Consider the following 16924-nt stretch of genomic DNA (forward strand, 5'->3'; position numbering starts at 1 on the left):
CAATGAACAACCGCCAGATGGTGCTGGCCACCTTTATTCACAACAGCGGCGCGCATCCCGGCGGATGGCGCTATGGCCAGAGCGCCGGCGCGGACCAACATGATGTCGACCACTATGTCCGCTTGGCCAAAACCGCTGAAAAGGGCAAGCTGCACTGCTATTTCTCGGGTGATCAGCAGGGCCTGCCCTATATCAAAGGGCGCGACGCCTATGCCGCGACCGATTATGCCGGAAAACTGGAACCGACCACCTTGCTCGCAGCGCTTGCGATGGTCACCAGCGACATTGGCCTGATCGGCACGGTATCGACCACCTATAACGAACCCTATGCCGTGGCCCGCCGGATGGCATCGCTCGACCATATTACAAAGGGGCGCGCAGGCTGGAACGTGGTGACCAGCGCGGGCAACAGCGAGGCACGCAATTTCGGCCATGATCAACTGATGGATCACGACCAGCGCTATGAACGTGCCGAAGAATTCGTCGATGTGGTCAAGGCGCTGTGGGATAGCTGGGACGATGATGCGGTGCTGCGTGACAAAGGCACGGGCCGCTATTTTGACCCGGCGAAACTGCGTCAGTTGAACCACAAGGGGCGGTTCTTCAACGTGGCGGGGCCGTTAAATGTTGGGCGCCCCCCGCAAGGTCATCCTGTGATTGTGCAGGCCGGGGGATCGGGGCCGGGGCGCGCGCTGTCGGCCCGTACCGCGGATCTGGTCTTTACCGCGCAGAGCAGCAAAGATAAGGCGGTCGCGTTCTATGACGATATGAAAACGCGCGCCGCCGGTTTTGGCCGCAACCCGGCGCATATGGCGGTCCTGCCATCGGTGCAATTGCTGGTGCGTTCAACAGAGGCCGAAGCGCGGGCGGCGCAGGCCCAATTGCTGGACCTCATTCCAGAGGCGCTGGCTTGGAGCACGCTTCAGATGCAGATTGGGTTTGATCTTTCCAACTATGGCCCGGACGACAAGATGCCTGATATTCCGTTGACCAATGGCGGACAATGGGTGCAACAGGAACTGGTCCGCATCGCCCGCGCCGAGGATCTGACGCTGGGCCAATTGGCCAAACGCGCGACGGTCAGCCGCGCCAGTTTCTCGATGGCTGGCACGCCAGAACAAGTGGCCGACATGATGGAGGACTGGTTCCGCGCCGGGGCTGCCGACGGTTTTTCGCTCTCGCCCAATTACCTGCCGGGCGGGTTGGAGGATTTTGTCGATCAAGTCGTGCCCATCCTGCAACGACGCGGACTGTTCCGCACCGATTATCAGGGTGCGACTTTGCGCGACAATCTGGGCCTTCCGCGCCCCGACAATGCCATGGCGGGTGCCGAACCCGACCTCTGGCTTTAAGAACAAGGACTGCCCCGGCGCAAACCGGGGCAGTTTTTCATCACCCTTGCACGGCCAGACAGACCATCTTGATGTTGAGATAGTCGTCCATGCCGTAATGCGAGCCTTCGCGGCCCATGCCCGATTCCTTGACCCCGCCAAAGGGGGCAACTTCGGTCGAGATCAGGCCCGTGTTCACACCCACCATGCCATAGCGCAAAGCCTCGGGCACACGCCACACGCGTTCATAATCGCGGGTGAACAGGTAAGAAGCCAGACCAGCATCCGTGTCATTGGCGATGGCAATCGCTTCTTCCTCGGTTTCAAACCGCACCAGACCCGCGACCGGCCCAAACGTTTCTTCGCGGCACAGCAAAGCATCGGAAGGAACCCCAGTGATCACGGTCGGGGCAAAGAACGTCCCTTCGCCTTCCACCGGCGCGCCGCCGGTCAACACCTTGCCACCACGCGCGATGGCGTCGGCCACATGCGCCTTGGCCTTATCCACGGCGCGCCCATCAATCAGCGGCCCCTGATCCGAAGGCCCGGCCAGCCCCGGCCCAACCTTCAAGCCGGCAACGCGTTTTGCCAAAGCAGCGGCAAAAGCATCGTAAATGCGCGATTGCACGATCAAGCGGTTGGCGCAAACGCAGGTCTGACCCGCATTGCGGAATTTGCTGGCGATGGCCCCTTCGACGGCGGCATCGACATCGGCATCGTCAAACACGATAAAGGGGGCATTGCCGCCCAGCTCCAGCGACACCCGCTTGACCGTTTCCATGCAACGCGCGGCCAGTTTCTTGCCCACGCCCGTCGATCCGGTGAAGGTGAATTTGGCAATCCGCTTGTCCCCGGTCAGGACATTGCCGATAGGCGCCGCATCGCCCGTCACCACGCTGAGAACACCCGCCGGAACGCCGGCCTGTTCGCCCAGCCAGGCCAGAGCCAGCGCCGAAAGCGGCGTCAATTCCGACGGCTTGATGATGATCGCGCAGCCTGCGGCCAATGCAGGACCGGCTTTGCGCGTGATCATGGCCAACGGAAAGTTCCACGGCGTGACGGCTGCGACAATGCCCACCGGCTCCTTGCGGACAAGAATGCGGCGGTCGTTTTGATGCGGGGTCAAAACGTCACCGGTGATCCGACGCGCTTCATCGGCAAACCATTCAAGGAAGCTGGCCGCATAGGCCACTTCGCCCCGCGCCTCGGCCAGAGGCTTGCCCTGTTCAGCGGTCATGATGCGGGCCAGATCTTCCTGATGAACCATCATCAATTCGCCCCAGCGACGCAGCACGGCCCCGCGCACTTTGCCGGTCTGGCGCGCCCAAGCGGCCTGCGCGGGCACGGCGGCATCAACAGCCGCCAATGTCTCGGCCTCGCCCAGATTGGGCACATGGCCAACCAGACTCCCGTCTGCAGGATTGGTGACCGCAATGGTCGCCGCGCCCGCCGTCCAGACGCCGCCCACAAAGGCCGCATCGCGCAGCAGCGCCGGCTCACCCAGTTGCAGTTCAACCGGGGCCAGATCAATCGTCATCACTTTGTCCTCTTTCCATCCATATCGGCCAGCACTTGGTCCAACCACCAATCGAATTCCTCGATCCAATGGTCGACCGTGGTGCCTGTTCCCTTCATTCCAAAACCATGGGATCCGCGCGCATAGAGATGCGTTTCAGGGCGATATCCGGCGGCAAACAATTTGGCGTAATAGTCCCGCACCCCAAGCCCGACGGCAAGGTCATCCTGCGCCATGGCGATAAAGATCGGCGGCAGGGCATCAGGCGCCGGGGTGGGCTTGGGCTGTAACCAGGGTTCGGACGGTGTTCCGGGCGGGAAAGGCAGATTGGCCGACGGAATGGGCGGCGTCACCTTGGTAAAGGGCAGGCCATAGATCAAACCGACGAAATCGGCACGATCCTCCTTCTTTGCCTCATGCGCCAACATGCCCGCGACATGCCCACCCGCCGAAAAGCCAACCACGCCAACCTTGTGCGGATCCACGCCCCATTGCCCCGCATGATCGCGCACATAGCGCAGCGCCAGACGGCCATCGGTCAGCGCGGCGTCACCTGCCTGTTCGATGCCGATCTGGCTGTTCATGCGCTTGTGCATCGCCTCTTCGGTTTCGCCCGGTGCAATTTGAACGACGCGATATTTCAGAACAAAGGCCGCCACCCCATGTTCGGCCAGCCATTGGGCGACCATCGTCCCTTCACTTCGAATGGACAGAAAGCGGAAGCCGCCGCCAGGCGCCACGATGACGGCCGCGCCATTGCCCTTTTTCGGCAAATAGGCCTGAAGCGTAGGTTGCGAGACATTCCACAGCCGGTCGCCTCCATGACGCAATTCTTCTTTTACCGGAACGTTGAGCGACCCGGCCCAGGTCGGCGCGCCCTTTGGCCAAAGGGCAACGGGGGCCTCGGCGCGGACCGATGTCGTGCTTTGCGACAATGCGGGCGTTGCGGCGAAGGCCAAAGAAAGCAGGCAAATTGCGGCCGATTGCATCCGTGTTTGTTTCACGCCCAGTCCTACCCTCGCTTGAACAGTTCTATGCGAATGGAGGGCGACAAAGGCCGGACAGCAAGGCCACGCCTTGGCTTTTTCCGGTGGGCGGACAAAATCGCGGCAACAGTGGCCAAAACCATGCGCGAACGGAAAGCCTGCGGCGGAACACTCCATTTCAGCAAGAGGCCCCCCATGGAAATAATCGGCACGAAAATGGTGAGCGATGGCAAGACCGCCCGCCAGATCTTCGAGGAAGTGATGGCCAATCCGGCCCGCTCGAAATTCGGCTTCGGGGAAAAGCTGGCCATCGTGAACATCGATTTCCAGAACGCCTATACGCGCATTGATCGGTATAAAACGGCCTATGAAACCGATCCGCGCCAGATCGAATATGTAAACACGATTTCCGCTATGGCCCGCAAAAAGGGCATGCCGGTGATCTGGACCCATGTGGCCTATGCCGATGATGCCAGCGATGCGGGCGTATGGGGCACGCGGACCAACACGCCCGATTCCTTGCAAAACATCAAGTATGACAGCGACCGCCACGCCTTTGACGAGCGCTGTGACATTGCGCCGGGCGATGCGGTCTATACCAAGCGCATGCCCTCGCCCTTTTTCGAAACGCCGCTGCAAAGCCTGCTGGTGTGGCACAAGGTCGATACGGTGGTGATTACGGGCGGTTCAACCTCCGGCTGTGTGCGGGCGGGCGCGGTGGACAGTCTTTCGCGTGGCTATCGCACGATCGTCCCCATCGAATGCTGCGCCGACAAGCATGAGTCCTATCATTTCGCCAACCTGACCGATCTCCAGCTTAAATATGCCGATGTCGAGCCGGTCCAGACCGTGATCGACTGGCTGGAGGGCCGCCCCGATGCGTGAAGGAGCGCCCGATCCCGAACTCTATGATTTCCAGCGTTATCGCGCCCGCAAGCCCTTTGCATGGCCCGGCGGCAAGAAAGTGGCGGTGTGGATCTCGCCCAATCTGGAATATTACGAGATCGACCCGCCCGCCAATCCGCATCGCAAATCATGGGCAAAACCCCATCCCGATGTGGTCGGCTATTCCCATCGCGATCATGCCAACCGCGTGGGCCATTGGCGCATGGCCGATGTGATGAGCAAGCATGGCTTTACCGGCTCGGTTTCGCTCTCGGTGGCGCTGTGCCAGCATCATCCCGATGTGGTGGCCGATGCCAATGCGCGCGGCTGGGAGTTCTTCAGCCACGGCATTTACAACACGCGCTATTCCTATGGCATGGATGAGGCGCAGGAGCGCGCCATCATCGAGGATTCCATCCGCACCGTGCGCGAGGCCACCGGGCAGACGATCCGGGGCTGGCTTGCGCCCGCGCTGACGCATACGCCGCGCACGCTCGATCTGATTGCCGAATATGGCATGGATTACACCTGCGACCTCTATCACGATGACCAACCGTTTCCGGTCAAGGTGAACAAGGGCCGCCTGCTGTCGATGCCCTACAGCCTTGAGGTCAATGACCACTATGGCTTCTTCATCTATAACATGAGCCCGCGCGAATATGCCCAGACCCTGATCCGCCAATATGAGCGGCTCGCGGCTGAGGAAAGCGGCACCGTCATGTGCATCCCGCTCCATTCCTATCTGATCGGCCAACCCCACCGCATTGGCGCCTTTGAGGAAGTCTTGCGCCATATCGCGCAAGACGATCGCGCATGGATCACCCGCGCCGGCGACATCGCGGACGCATGGTATGCCGTTCAGGGAGAAGCGCAATGAGCCTCGACCCCACCTATCTGGAATATACCAAGCGCGGATTGGGCTATGACCATTCGCTTTATCCCTATGCCACCCTGCCCAGCCGCCCGCCGCTGAATTGGCCCTCGGGCAAGCGCGTGGCGGTGTGGTTCACCGTCAGCCTGGAGTGGTTTCCCATCACGCCGTCGGACACGCCTTTCCGCGCTCCGGGGCATATGCAGACCGCCTATCCCGATTACCGCCATTACACGTCGCGCGAATATGGCACGCGGGTGGGATTCTATCGCCTGCTCGATGCGTTCGACAAAGTGGGGGCCAAGGTCAGCGTCGCGGTCAATGCCGCGATTGCCGAGCGTTACCCCCAGATCATCGCCGATATTGTGGCGGCCGGTCACGAAATCATCGCCCATTCCACCGATATGAACGGCACCATCGCCTCCACCCTGCCGGTGGAACAGGAGCGCGCCCTGATCGCGCAAAGCCTGAACACGCTGGAGGCGGCCACCGGGCAGCGCCCGCGTGGCTGGCATTCGATAGCCCGATCACAAAGTTTCGCGACGGTCGATCTGCTCAAGGAAGCGGGCGTCGAATATTGCGTCGATTGGGCCAATGACGAAATGCCCTTTGCCTTCAACAATGGCCTCGTGAACGTACCGCTCAATCACGAATTGTCCGACCGCCAGATCATCAATGTTCAGCAGCAGTCGGTCGACAGTTACGCCCAGCAGGTGCTCGACGCCCATGACTGGCTGAGTGCCGAGGCGCTGGCGCAGGGTGGCGGGCGGATGCTGCCGCTGCATATCACGCCCTATATCATCGGCCTGCCCTATCGCATGGATGCGTTCGAAGGCTTGCTGGCGGACCTCGCCGCCCGCCCCGACACATGGTTCGCGCGCGGCGGCGACATTTTCGATGCCTTTGTGGCAAACCAAGGATAATCCGACATGAAAGCCTATGAAATCGGCCCCCAAACCGGGCTGGACAGTTTGCGCGCCGTAACGCGCGAAACCCCCAAGCCGGGCTTTGGCGAAGTGCTGCTCAAAACCCGCCTCGTTGCGCTCAACAATCGCGACATTCAGGTGCTGGAAGGCCGTTATGGCGCGAAAAAGCCCGAGGACCGCATCCCCGTCTCCGAAGGTGTGGGCGAAGTGGTGGAACTGGGCGAAGGCGTCAACGGTCTGGCACTGGGCGACCGCGCGGTCTTTGCCCATTTCGTCAATTGGATCGATGGGGCGTTTTCGCTTTCACATTTCGGCACCGATTACGGCATGACCCATGATGGCTGGCTGGCCGAGTATATCAAGGTTCCCGCCGCCGCACTGGTAAAAGTGCCCGAAAGCCTGTCCGATGAACAGGCCGCACCTTTGGCCTCATCGGCTCTGACCGCTTGGCATGCCGTGGTCGAAGTAGGCGCGATCAAGGCCAGCGACACCGTGCTGGCGCTGGGCACCGGGGGCGTGGCGATCTGGGCGCTGCAAATCGCCAAGGCGCATGGGGCGCGGGTCATCATCACCAGTTCGAGCGATGAAAAGCTGGAACTGGCGCGCAAGCTGGGCGCGGATATCACCATCAACTATCGCACCCATCCCGATTGGGAAGCCGAAGTGATGAAGGCAACGAATGGCGCGGGGGCCGACATCATCGTTGAAACCGGTGGCTATGACACTCATGCCAAATCGGTGCTTGCCGCCGCGGCCAACGCCCGCATCAGCTTTATCAGCGTAGCCCCGCGTGAAGGCGCCCCGGCGATCAACGTGGGGCTGGTGATCTATAAGAATCTGGTTCTCAAGGGCATTGCCGAGGGCAGCCGGGCAATGCTGACACGCTTGGTTCGCACGATCGAGCAGCAGAACATCCAGCCGGTGATCGACAGCACCTTTGCCTTTGACGATGCACCTGCCGCCTATGCCCACCTCAAATCGGGCAGCCATGTCGGCAAGATCCTGATCCGCGTCGCGTCCTAAAACCCCAAAGGGGCGGGTTTAATCGCCCGCCCCTTCGTCCTGCGCCGGATAGGCGCCCATGCCCAGCAACAGCAGCGCCGAGAGCAAAATACAGCCCATGCCGCCCATCAGCGCGGCACGATAGGCCCCGGTCATATCAAAGACCTTGCCATAGGCGACCGGCCCGATCCCGGCCCCAATCGCGATCATCACATAGAAAATGCCGTAGATCGCGCCATAGTGCTTCTGGCCAAAATAGCGCGCGACCAAATAGGCCAGCAGGTCAAATTCAAACCCAGACCCCAACCCCATGCCGATGATGGCCAGTGTCGCCATGCCGGTCGACACCCCATGTCCCGCCAGAACCCAGTTACCCAAAATCGGCAGGATCAAGACCCCGAAAGCCGCACCCGGCGCCCAGACCCGGTCCAACACCCAGCCCCCGGCCACCCGCCCGGCCACCACGGCCAACCCGAATGCCGAAGCCACCGCACCGATCTGGGGCAAGGTGAAGCCCTGCGTTTTGAGGATGTTTTCCAGATTGGGAATCGGTGCCGTCAGGGCAAAGGGCAGCAGCAAAAAGGCAACCGCCATCAGCCAGAATTGCCGCCCGACCATCACCATTTTCAATGATGGCCCGCGTTCAACCGGCAAAGCCCCCTTGACCTGAGCCACCGGAGGATCACGGAACAAGGCAAAGACAACCGGCCAAGCGACAATCAACGGCAAGGCCCCGATCACCGCAAAGCCTGTCCGCCAGCCATATTGGCCAATGAGCCAAGCGGTAAAAGGCTTGATCAAAAAGCCCGTCACGCCGGTCCCGGCGCTGACCAAACCAATCGCCAACCCACGATGGCGAAAGAACCACGCATTGGCCAACCGCGTCCATGTCGCATTGAGCGTTCCGGCCCCGACCAACCCCATCACCGCCCATTGCGCATAGAACAATGGCAAGGAACCATTGGTCAGCGCCAGGCTCATGAAGGAAAAGGCAAACAGCGGCACCGACCACAGCGCCACCGCCCGCGCACCAAACCGATCCAGCGCAAAACCCGCCAGCGGCCCCGACAGCATGACCATCGCGGTCTGTACTGTCAGGCAAGTCATCAATTCGGTAAAGGTCCAGCCAAATTCTCGCGCCAATTCGGGCGCGAACATGCCCACAGTGTAAAAGGGCACCGGGCTAAGCCCCAGCGCGATGCCCACCATGGCGGCAAAAACCACGCTCCACCCGCGAGCGCTGTCGATGGGGCTGCGATCGGCGGCGGCGACCATCAGCGTGTCAACTCAACCAGTTCGTACCAGGTCTGCATATAGCCACCCACGCCGCCCTGAACGAAAATCGCGTCATCATCGGCCGTAACCCACAATTCATAGGGCGGATGCGGTTGCCCCCCTGATACCATCGCACCGTGGGGATCGGTAAATTCATACTTGTGGCAATCAAAAGTTCCGGCCGGAACGGTGATCGTTTCACTGCCGCAATAGCCAAGGCGCATCACACTTTCGGCGATAACCGGCGGGGTTGCCCCGCGATGGTCGGGCGAAGGCAGGAAGCAACGGAAATTGCGTGGCTCAGTCGACGAATTGTCGATCTTGCGGGTGATATAGGCGTCGGCCACGATGGGGTGCGTGCCGAATCCGTCAAATTCACCCTCAATCGGCATGCGTTGTGACAAACGCCCGATAGAGGGGCCATAGCTTTCGCATTCCACCATATCCGGCGTAAAGCGGAACCAGCCCGACCCCATGAACTTGTCCCCGATCACCAGCCGGACGAAGCAATCCATCGGCATGTCGTTTTCGTCCATGCTATAGGTGATGTCGCGGTGGACGGTGGGCGCGGGCTCATCAATCTCGCAGCGTGCGCGCAATGTCTTCTTGCCATCGTGGTGATGGGTCCATGTGAAGAATTCACGGCCGCGCTCTTCGCCTTCGCGCCCCGGCTTGCGCGAGGTATAGAGGATCTTGCCGGTGATCGTGCGGTGTTGCTGCATGGGTTTCTCCGTAAAATTCAGGCAGGCGCGGCCAGAGACAGGATCAGGTCACGGCGCGCGGCGACATACTCGGGCGCATCAAACCGGGGCAGCGGCGCAAAAGTCCGCCCCGCATCACGCGCCACATTGGCGGTTGCATCAAATAGAGGATCATTGGCGCCGCAAGTCACGACCATCGGACATTGAACCAAAGGCAACCTGTCACGCCCGCGCCAGCGAAACGCCGCGTGATAGGCGCTGGCATACGAGCCCCGCGACTTGAGCACGTCGTCCACCCAGCCATAGAGATCATCGGCAGGCGGCAGGCCCGTGTCACGGCGCGCCTTGGCATTACGGGCATACCAGGGGAAAAACAGAAACTGGTCGCGACAGAACTGGAACATGCGGGTCAGGCTGGCCCCATCAAGATCAGCCTCAAAGCGCGGGGCATAGTGGGCCAGCACATCATCAAGCGCCGCCCCATCGAAATCGGACAGGCCATCGACAACCACCCCCGCCACACGATCAGGCGCAAGGATTGCCAGTTCCGCAGCAATCGCCGCGCCCGTATGCATGCCGTAAACCAGCACCCGGCCCAGCCCCAGAGCGTGGATCAGATCCCGCAGGGCCGCCGCATAATCGGCCATCGAAGGATTATCACCGGGCAACGGGTCACTGTCCCCGCAGCCTGCGGTATCGGGGGCAATCACCCGTCCAAGGGCCGACAGGCCATCGACCATCCGCACCATCTGCCGCGATGACACCGGCGAGGGATGCAAGACCAGCAAAGCATCCGCCACCCCCGCAAAGGCGCCCGTGCCGGCATGCCGATAATGCATCTGACCATGGGCCAGATCGGCAAAGGCGCGGCGCAGGCTCACGCCTCGATCACCTCCAGCAGAGCGCCTTCCGGGGTCAGCAACATGCCGGTGCGCCGCCCTTGATACATCACGCCTTCACGCGGTGCGGGCGGCACCGCCCAATGCGCGGAAAGGCGGGAAAAGTCGGGATGCTCCATCGTTGTTATCGCCACGCCGGGGGGCAATTGCCCCTCGATACGGGGGCGGGGGCAAGCACCTTGCGGATATTGGTCAAATTCCAGAAAAACGTGATCGCCCCAACGCCCGGTCGAAATCTCCGTCTTCTGCCCGTCGGGCAGATCAAAGCTCTTGGCGATCATCGAATATCGAATGGCAATCGGGTCGATCACCTCAAGCCCCAGAACGTCACGCGCCCACGCCATCGCCGCGCGCAGATCGGGGCAGGCCAGCACCATGATAAATGGCCGGTCCACCAATGACTGGGGTGCGGGCAATCCGTGTTCGGCCCCCGGCGCAAGGATCTGGGTCAGATAGACCACTTCCTTGTCCGCACCCTTGACCTGCATCGGCTTGACGATGGCAAAGCCGTCAAGGGGCTTGGGCGGCCCGATAATCTCGAAGGGGGACGCCGCCATGCGTTCGTTCACCGCATTGACATCGGTGACGCAAAGCTCGATCGCGGCCCAGCCATAGCTGCGGATCGGTTCATATTCCGCCACCTCATCGCCTTCGACAAAGCGCAGATAGGTCGTGGCGCCAGAGGCCGGTTGCAGCATGGCATAGCGCTTGCCCGCGCTGTTCGGGGCCATCCATGACGCGGCCAAGGCGGCATCCACCGTCCCGCTTTCCACAACCGCATAATCCATCCACGACGCATAACGCGCCACGGCAAGGTCAAGATCGGCCACAACATGCGTGGCGCATTTCAGCAAAGTCATCCCATCACTCCCGATGCGCGGATCGCGGCCATGGCGTCAGGCGCCGCCGCGAAACCGGCAATGGCCTGTGCCAAAGGTGTGGCCACCCCGCCCATTCCCGCAAAATCCAGACATGCCCGCGCCTTGGCACCATGTTCCTGTGGCGAAAGCGGCCATGAGGGCGAACCGAATTGCGCGGCAACGTCTTCGATCATCTGTGTGCCATTGGTCAGCCTGACGATAGCGCTGGCCGGAACAAAGGCTGCGGCGTCGGGATTGTCATCGGCGACAACGCGGATCTTTTTCGCCATTGCCAGAACCGCCGGATCATCCAACGCCTCCCGCGTGAAATCGCCAAGGCCGATACTTCCGCGAACCAGAACGCTGGCGGTCAAATAGGCCAGACAAAGCCGCGCATAGCCCGGTTCCATCCCCGCCTTTGCCGGCCTGCCGACAAGGCGGTGGATCAAAGGCGGCGCATGATATTCAAGGCTTTCCACCGCATCGGCCGTCAAACCGCGCGCCATCAACCGTTGCACCGCGACAATCCCGCCATGGCCTGCTCGACCCGTAGGGAATGGTTTCCAGCTCACCTCGGCAATCCGATGCCCCTGCGCCAAAAGGCCCAGCGCGGAATCGAGCTCCTCACGCACCTCCATCAACGGGAAATAGCCAAAAGGCCCGACAAGAGGATCGCGCACCCCCGGCATCCCGGCGCGGGCCAGATCCACGGCGATCAGCGCATTGCGCGCGGCAGCGGCCACCTGCACCGGCAAGGCGGGCTTACCCTCCAGATGCGCCTGCATCGTGCCGGAAACCAGCGCCAGTGCATGACCAAACGCGTTCAACGCGACATCGCGGTCCATCCCGCGCATCGCGGCAATACCGGCAACACAGCCGAATATACCCGCCGTTGCGGGCCGGAAAAACCGCAGGGCACCCGGCGCGGCAAGGCCAAGCGTCACCGCAACATCGACCCCGGCAACGATAGCGGTTAGAAACCGCTCGCCGCTCACCACCTCACCGCGCTGCGCCTCGGCCATCAAGGCGGCCAGCAATGTGGCCATCGGATGCAGAACCGCCGGTTCGTGGACGCAATCAAATTCCTGTCCGTGGATCTGATAGGCATTCACAAATGCGGCGGAGGCCGACGGCAGGCGAACATCGGGGCGCCCCAGAACGCCCGCCTGATCCCCCGCGCCCCAGCCCTGCGCCATGGCCAGAACGCCATCGGCATGGGCCGCCCCCACCCCCGCCGCGCCAACGGCCAGCGAGTCATGCAGGAAGGTCAAAGCCTTGTCCCGCGCAACCATCGGCACATCGGCCCAGCGCAGGTTCAGCGCATGATCGACCAAAACCTCTGCGGGATTGGGCGCCATCAATGCGGCTCCTCGCCGCCCGAGACGTTCATGCTTTCACCCGTGATATAGGCGCCATCATCGCTGCACAGGAAAGCCACTGCGCCCGCCGTATCGCCCGGCAAACCGGGGCGGCCCAGTGGGATACGCGCGGCCATGCGCTTCAAATATTCCTCAACGCTGATGCCTTGCAACTCGGCAAAATGCTCATTCTGCCACGCGCCAAGGCCGGTCGTGACATGGTTGGGGCAAACATTGTTGACCGTGATCCCATGTTCGCCAAGCTCAATGGCGGCCGAGCGGGTCAGACCTACCAAACCATGCTTGGAGGCGGTATAGGCCTGCGCATGGGGAAAGCCCGACTTGGCGGCCTGGCTGGCGATATTGATGATGCGCCCGCCGCGTCCCTGGCGGACCATGATCTCGGCGGCAGCCTGAAGGCCAAACCATGCGCCCGTCAGGTTGACGTCGATCACCGCGCGCCAATCCTGCGGCGAAACCTCGGCCAGAGGCTTCATGATATAGCCGATACCCGCATTGTTGACCCAGATATCGAGCGAACCATGCGTGGCCACCGCGTGATCGGCCAGAGCCTTGACACTGTCGGGATCGCGCACATCGCAGACGCAGGTGCTGGCCGGATTGGGCAGGCTGGCCGCGATGGCCTTCATCTCATCGGCGGCGCCAATCATATTGTCCGGCGTGGCGACGTCGCGACTGGCGCCAATGTCGGAGATGACAAGGGTCGCGCCCTCTTCGCTCAACCGACGCGCAATCGCCTCGCCCAGACCGCCCCGGCGGCCCGAGCCGGTGACAACCGCCACCTTGCCCGCGAAACGCCCGCTCATGCGACGATCTCATCGGTGGTGATGAAGGTCACATCGACCATGTCCTGAAACGCGGCGGCAACGGCCTGCATTGCCTCGGTCGCCACATCGCGGCCAAATTGATCCATGTCGGCAATGTCGAGCACTTCGATATGGCTGTACGGCGGCTTGGCATCGCTGCCCAGCAGGCCGGTGGTCTTGAACAGGCGGAACGAGTCAATCGAGGGCAGCCCATTGGCCGTGGGCAGATCCACCGTTTTGGCCCATTGCGTATAGGCGGCTTCATCCACGCCGGGCTTCAGATTGAACAGGGCGAAAATCCGCATCAAATTTCTCCGCATCTGGGTGTGGCGGGGAAATTGGGCCGGATTGGGCGCGCGATGCAGGGGCGCGCGGATGTGTAACCGCCTGTCGGTCAGGTCCGGGGTGGTTTTCGGATGAAACGTCCGGGCGGGCTAGTTTGCGCCCCGCGACAAGGCAATCGATCCCCTATTCTTTCCCTTATCAAGGACTCTGCCCGTGGCCGAAGTAAAGCGCCCCAACAGTCCCGCCGCATCCTATGACGGCCCGCCCGATTACCGGGTGATTGGCCGACACGGCGTCTTTCCCCAGACGAACCATGACGAGATCGAGCGGATCAATTTCCTTGCCCAGATGAACCGCCATCTGGCCGCGCGTGTCGTGCCCGGCGTCAAGGCCGCCTATGATGCCCGCGTCGTTCCCGCATTTGCCGCCACCCATGGCCGCCCCATCGCCAACCGCCACGAAGCGCGCAAGGCGATGCTGGAGGATCAGGCGTTTTGCACATGGTCGGCCCTGCGCCGCATGACGATGGAACAGCGTCAGCAGGCTGGCCGCTGGACCGTGATCCGCCAGCGAGAGGAACTGAATGCGCGCGGCAAGGAACTGATCGAGGGCGATGACCGTCTGGTGCTGAACCCCGCCCTCGACATTCCGCGCTATGTTTCGGCGGTCGATCACCATTGCATGCCGGGCAGTTATCACACCGAATATGCGCCCGACGATTTCACCAATGGCGCCAATTATGACCATGCCGGATTTGTCACCACGGGCGGCCTGCTGGGCAAATATTCCGATGGCGGCGGCCATGCCGTCGTACAGTGGGTCAAAAAGAACCTGCCCGATTTCGCGCCCAAGAAGATCCTCGAATTTGGCGGCACGGTGGGGCATTCCAGCCTGCCTCTGGCGCAGGCTTTTCCCGATGCCGAACTGACGATCGTGGACCTTGGCGCGCCGATGCTGCGCTATGGTCTGGCGCGGGCCAAATCGCTTGGCATCAACAATGTCCGTTTCGTTCAGGCCAGCGCCGAGAACCTGAAGGGCATTTTCGAGGATGCCAGTTTCGACTGGGTGCAGACGACGATGTTTCTGCACGAATTGTCCACCCGCGCGCTGCGCAACATCTTTGCCGAAAGCCACCGCCTTCTGCGCCCCGGCGGCATCGTGCTGCATGTCGAACAGCCGCAATATGCCCCCGATATGCCGCTGTTTGAACAGGCGATGCGCGACTGGGACGCGTTCTACAACAACGAGCCGTTCTGGAGCCGGATGCACGAGATGGATCTGGACGCGGAAATGGAACTGGCCGGGTTTGACCGGGCCAAGATCATCCATGGCGGCGTTTACGGCGTGGTGGACCGCGAAATCTTCCCCGACGCCGCCGAGGACAACACCGAGGATTATGGCCGCAAGGCCGCATGGCATGTGATCGGAGCCGTGGCATGAGCTTTAACGACGCCTTGAACGAAGCCGGGGCCAAGCCCGCCGGCAAGCGCCCCTATTTCCTTGAACCGCAGGTCGAGCGCGTTCTGGCCATCACCATGAGCATCGCGCAGGAACTGGCCGTGGCGCATCAGCGCGCCGATACGCTGGAACGCTTGCTCAAGGCCAAGGGCATTCTGGTGGAAGGCGAGATCGACGCCTTTACCCCCGATGCCGCCGCCAGCGCCGAGCGCCAGATGTGGAATCAGGAATATATCGCCCGCATCCTGCGCATTGTTCAGCAGGAAAACGAGGCCGCCGCCCTGTCAAATGATGTGGCCAGCGGCGAAATGGCCGATGACATGGTACGGGAAACCAATTGATGGAGTTTGAATTTTCCATCCCCGTTCTGGTAGTGGGAGGGGGCGCTTGCGGTTGCATCGCAGCGCTCTCCGCCCGCGATGCCGGGGCCGAAGTCCTGCTGGTCGAAGCCGATGAACGCCCGATGGGCACGACCGGCATGTCGATGGGCCTGATCTGTGCCGCAGGCACGCGCGCGCAGGCCGAAAAGGGTATCAGCGACAGCGCGGATGCCTATTTCAACGACATCATGGCCAAGACCCGCGGACAGACCGATCCCGTCATCGCCCGCGCGATTGCCGACCATTCCGGGCCGACGCTTGACTGGATGGCGGATCGTCTGTCCATGCCTTGGGAACTGGATATGGGGTTCCGCCCCTCCTATGGCCTGTCCACCTATCGCATGCATGGCTGGCACGGCCATGATGGCCAGGACATGGTGGATCTGTTGCACCAGCGTCTTGAAGATGAAGGCGTCATGGTCATGCTCGGCGCGCGGCTGGAGGAGGTTCATGCCGATGATGAAGGCCGCGTTCTGGGCGTCAGCCTGAGGCGGCCCGATGGCTCGGTCGAACATGTGGGCTGCGAAACCTTGATTCTGGCCAGCGGCGGCTATGCGGCCAACCACGAATTGCTGGCGCGCTATATCCCCTCGATGGCCGATGGCCGCAACAATGGCCATGAGGGCAGCGACGGCACAGCGGTGCTGGTCGGCCAGAAGCTGGGCGCGGCATTGGGCGACATGGGGGCCTATCAAGGCTATGCCATGTTGACCGATCCGCAAGGGATCTCCGTGGTACCCGGTGTGATCGTCGATGGCGGCATCATCGTGAATGCCAAGGGCGAACGCTTTTGCGACGAGAGCGAAGACATTGCCGGGATGGTCCATCCGGTCATGGCGCAAGGGGGGCCGTGCTGGGTCATCCTTGATGAACGCATTGAAGCGGTACAGGCCTATACGCCTGAGATGAAGACTCTGGCCGACCTGAATGCGGCCAAAAGGGGCGCTGACGCGGCGACTTTGGCACAGGCCATCGGGGTGCCGGATGCAGCGCTGACGAATGCTCTGACGCAAGCTGCACAGGCCAAGGCACAGGGCGTAGCCGATACGCAAGGGCGCCGATGGGATGACGCCACACCGCCCCAAGGCGCGTTGCTGGCCTTCAAGGTCGTTGGCGCGATCTATCACACACAGGGCGGACTTCAGATTGACGGCAATGCCCGTGTGCTGCGTGAGGACGGCTCGCCCCTGCCCAATCTGTTTGCCGGCGGCGGCGCGGCGCGCAGCGTCTCTGGCCCGGCCCATTGGGGTTATCTGCCTGCGATGGGGCTTTGCACGGCGGTCACTCTGGGGCGGCTTGCGGGCCTGTCCGCGGCGCGGTTGGCGGGCTGATCACTTCATCCGACAGGAGGATAGTTCAGCCGC

Annotated in this window: 17 protein-coding genes; 8 read left to right on the top strand and 9 right to left on the bottom strand. The window is 62.0% G+C overall.

Annotated features, from left to right (window positions below):
• Positions 1–2: 2 nt before the first annotated feature.
• Positions 3–1352, top strand: coding sequence for an LLM class flavin-dependent oxidoreductase (locus tag ACZ9HU_RS02580; protein WP_476101994.1), 1350 nt, complete (start codon positions 3–5; stop codon positions 1350–1352).
• Positions 1353–1392: 40 nt separating this feature from the next.
• On the opposite strand, the gene ACZ9HU_RS02585 is transcribed toward ACZ9HU_RS02580, so the two are convergent.
• Both ACZ9HU_RS02585 and ACZ9HU_RS02590 read right to left on the bottom strand, forming a co-directional pair.
• Entirely contained in the window at positions 1393–2868 is a 1476-nt protein-coding gene (locus ACZ9HU_RS02585) for an NAD-dependent succinate-semialdehyde dehydrogenase (RefSeq protein ID WP_476101996.1), read from the bottom strand.
• Positions 2868–3851: an alpha/beta hydrolase gene (locus tag ACZ9HU_RS02590; RefSeq protein ID WP_476101998.1), complete on the bottom strand. Its 984-nt coding sequence runs from the start codon at positions 3849–3851 to the stop codon at positions 2868–2870. Before ACZ9HU_RS02590 ends, ACZ9HU_RS02585 begins: the two co-directional genes overlap by 1 nt.
• Positions 3852–4028: 177 nt before the next feature.
• Here ACZ9HU_RS02590 and ACZ9HU_RS02595 point away from each other — a divergent pair, with 177 nt between their 5' ends.
• From ACZ9HU_RS02595 to ACZ9HU_RS02610, 4 genes are read left to right on the top strand one after another with little or no spacing between them, the layout of a single operon-like run.
• Positions 4029–4718 (top strand): isochorismatase family protein, encoded by a 690-nt coding sequence (locus ACZ9HU_RS02595; protein WP_476102000.1) that lies wholly within the window; start codon positions 4029–4031, stop codon positions 4716–4718.
• Positions 4711–5595: a polysaccharide deacetylase family protein gene (locus tag ACZ9HU_RS02600; RefSeq protein ID WP_476102002.1), complete on the top strand. Its 885-nt coding sequence runs from the start codon at positions 4711–4713 to the stop codon at positions 5593–5595. Before ACZ9HU_RS02595 ends, ACZ9HU_RS02600 begins: the two co-directional genes overlap by 8 nt.
• Complete coding sequence (locus ACZ9HU_RS02605) at positions 5592–6512, top strand: polysaccharide deacetylase family protein (protein ID WP_476102004.1); 921 nt, start codon at positions 5592–5594, stop codon at positions 6510–6512. The genes ACZ9HU_RS02600 and ACZ9HU_RS02605 overlap by 4 nt, the downstream gene beginning before the upstream one ends.
• Positions 6513–6518: 6 nt before the next feature.
• On the top strand, positions 6519–7538 hold the full coding sequence (locus tag ACZ9HU_RS02610) for a zinc-dependent alcohol dehydrogenase family protein (RefSeq protein ID WP_476102006.1): 1020 nt from the start codon (positions 6519–6521) through the stop codon (positions 7536–7538).
• An 18-nt stretch (positions 7539–7556) separates the two neighbouring features.
• On the opposite strand, the gene ACZ9HU_RS02615 is transcribed toward ACZ9HU_RS02610, so the two are convergent.
• From ACZ9HU_RS02615 to ACZ9HU_RS02645, 7 genes are read right to left on the bottom strand one after another with little or no spacing between them, the layout of a single operon-like run.
• Entirely contained in the window at positions 7557–8792 is a 1236-nt protein-coding gene (locus ACZ9HU_RS02615) for an MFS transporter (protein WP_476102008.1), read from the bottom strand.
• Positions 8792–9514 carry a hypothetical protein gene (locus tag ACZ9HU_RS02620; protein WP_476102010.1) on the bottom strand — a complete coding sequence of 241 codons (723 nt, stop codon included), beginning with the start codon at positions 9512–9514 and terminating at the stop codon, positions 8792–8794. The genes ACZ9HU_RS02615 and ACZ9HU_RS02620 overlap by 1 nt, the downstream gene beginning before the upstream one ends.
• A gap of 17 nt (positions 9515–9531) precedes the next feature.
• The gene (locus ACZ9HU_RS02625; RefSeq protein ID WP_476102012.1) at positions 9532–10374 is read right to left on the bottom strand and encodes an alpha/beta fold hydrolase; all 843 of its coding nucleotides are present in this window, start codon (positions 10372–10374) and stop codon (positions 9532–9534) included.
• Complete coding sequence (locus tag ACZ9HU_RS02630; protein ID WP_476102014.1) at positions 10371–11252, bottom strand: VOC family protein; 882 nt, start codon at positions 11250–11252, stop codon at positions 10371–10373. The genes ACZ9HU_RS02625 and ACZ9HU_RS02630 overlap by 4 nt, the downstream gene beginning before the upstream one ends.
• Positions 11249–12610, bottom strand: coding sequence for an MmgE/PrpD family protein (locus ACZ9HU_RS02635; protein WP_476102016.1), 1362 nt, complete (start codon positions 12608–12610; stop codon positions 11249–11251). Before ACZ9HU_RS02635 ends, ACZ9HU_RS02630 begins: the two co-directional genes overlap by 4 nt.
• Entirely contained in the window at positions 12610–13437 is an 828-nt protein-coding gene (locus ACZ9HU_RS02640; protein ID WP_476102018.1) for an SDR family NAD(P)-dependent oxidoreductase, read from the bottom strand. The genes ACZ9HU_RS02635 and ACZ9HU_RS02640 overlap by 1 nt, the downstream gene beginning before the upstream one ends.
• Positions 13434–13742, bottom strand: a complete 309-nt coding sequence (locus tag ACZ9HU_RS02645; RefSeq protein WP_476102020.1) for an REDY-like protein HapK — start codon at positions 13740–13742, stop codon at positions 13434–13436. Before ACZ9HU_RS02645 ends, ACZ9HU_RS02640 begins: the two co-directional genes overlap by 4 nt.
• Before the next feature lie 193 nt (positions 13743–13935).
• Between ACZ9HU_RS02645 and ACZ9HU_RS02650 the strand changes: the two genes are divergently transcribed.
• The 3 genes from ACZ9HU_RS02650 to ACZ9HU_RS02660 are packed head-to-tail and all read left to right on the top strand — an operon-like array spanning position 13936 to position 16891.
• Positions 13936–15162 carry a class I SAM-dependent methyltransferase gene (locus tag ACZ9HU_RS02650; RefSeq protein WP_476102022.1) on the top strand — a complete coding sequence of 409 codons (1227 nt, stop codon included), beginning with the start codon at positions 13936–13938 and terminating at the stop codon, positions 15160–15162.
• The gene (locus ACZ9HU_RS02655) at positions 15159–15521 is read left to right on the top strand and encodes a hypothetical protein (RefSeq protein WP_476102024.1); all 363 of its coding nucleotides are present in this window, start codon (positions 15159–15161) and stop codon (positions 15519–15521) included. The genes ACZ9HU_RS02650 and ACZ9HU_RS02655 overlap by 4 nt, the downstream gene beginning before the upstream one ends.
• Positions 15521–16891: an FAD-dependent oxidoreductase gene (locus ACZ9HU_RS02660; RefSeq protein WP_476102026.1), complete on the top strand. Its 1371-nt coding sequence runs from the start codon at positions 15521–15523 to the stop codon at positions 16889–16891. The genes ACZ9HU_RS02655 and ACZ9HU_RS02660 overlap by 1 nt, the downstream gene beginning before the upstream one ends.
• Positions 16892–16924: the final 33 nt, after the last annotated feature.

It is taken from the genome of Novosphingobium sp. Sphag1I (assembly GCF_056279125.1).

Bases quoted from the DNA above. Each gene is read 5' to 3' on its own strand.
- ACZ9HU_RS02580 (WP_476101994.1), top strand. From the start codon at position 3: ATGAACAACCGCCAGATGGTGCTGGCCACCTTTATTCACAACAGCGGC.
- ACZ9HU_RS02585 (WP_476101996.1), bottom strand. From the start codon at position 2,868: ATGACGATTGATCTGGCCCCGGTTGAACTGCAACTGGGTGAGCCGGCG.
- ACZ9HU_RS02595 (WP_476102000.1), top strand. From the start codon at position 4,029: ATGGAAATAATCGGCACGAAAATGGTGAGCGATGGCAAGACCGCCCGC.
- ACZ9HU_RS02600 (WP_476102002.1), top strand. From the start codon at position 4,711: ATGCGTGAAGGAGCGCCCGATCCCGAACTCTATGATTTCCAGCGTTAT.
- ACZ9HU_RS02605 (WP_476102004.1), top strand. From the start codon at position 5,592: ATGAGCCTCGACCCCACCTATCTGGAATATACCAAGCGCGGATTGGGC.
- ACZ9HU_RS02610 (WP_476102006.1), top strand. From the start codon at position 6,519: ATGAAAGCCTATGAAATCGGCCCCCAAACCGGGCTGGACAGTTTGCGC.
- ACZ9HU_RS02615 (WP_476102008.1), bottom strand. From the start codon at position 8,792: ATGGTCGCCGCCGCCGATCGCAGCCCCATCGACAGCGCTCGCGGGTGG.
- ACZ9HU_RS02620 (WP_476102010.1), bottom strand. From the start codon at position 9,514: ATGCAGCAACACCGCACGATCACCGGCAAGATCCTCTATACCTCGCGC.
- ACZ9HU_RS02630 (WP_476102014.1), bottom strand. From the start codon at position 11,252: ATGACTTTGCTGAAATGCGCCACGCATGTTGTGGCCGATCTTGACCTT.
- ACZ9HU_RS02635 (WP_476102016.1), bottom strand. From the start codon at position 12,610: ATGGCGCCCAATCCCGCAGAGGTTTTGGTCGATCATGCGCTGAACCTG.
- ACZ9HU_RS02640 (WP_476102018.1), bottom strand. From the start codon at position 13,437: ATGAGCGGGCGTTTCGCGGGCAAGGTGGCGGTTGTCACCGGCTCGGGC.
- ACZ9HU_RS02645 (WP_476102020.1), bottom strand. From the start codon at position 13,742: ATGCGGATTTTCGCCCTGTTCAATCTGAAGCCCGGCGTGGATGAAGCC.
- ACZ9HU_RS02655 (WP_476102024.1), top strand. From the start codon at position 15,159: ATGAGCTTTAACGACGCCTTGAACGAAGCCGGGGCCAAGCCCGCCGGC.
- ACZ9HU_RS02660 (WP_476102026.1), top strand. From the start codon at position 15,521: ATGGAGTTTGAATTTTCCATCCCCGTTCTGGTAGTGGGAGGGGGCGCT.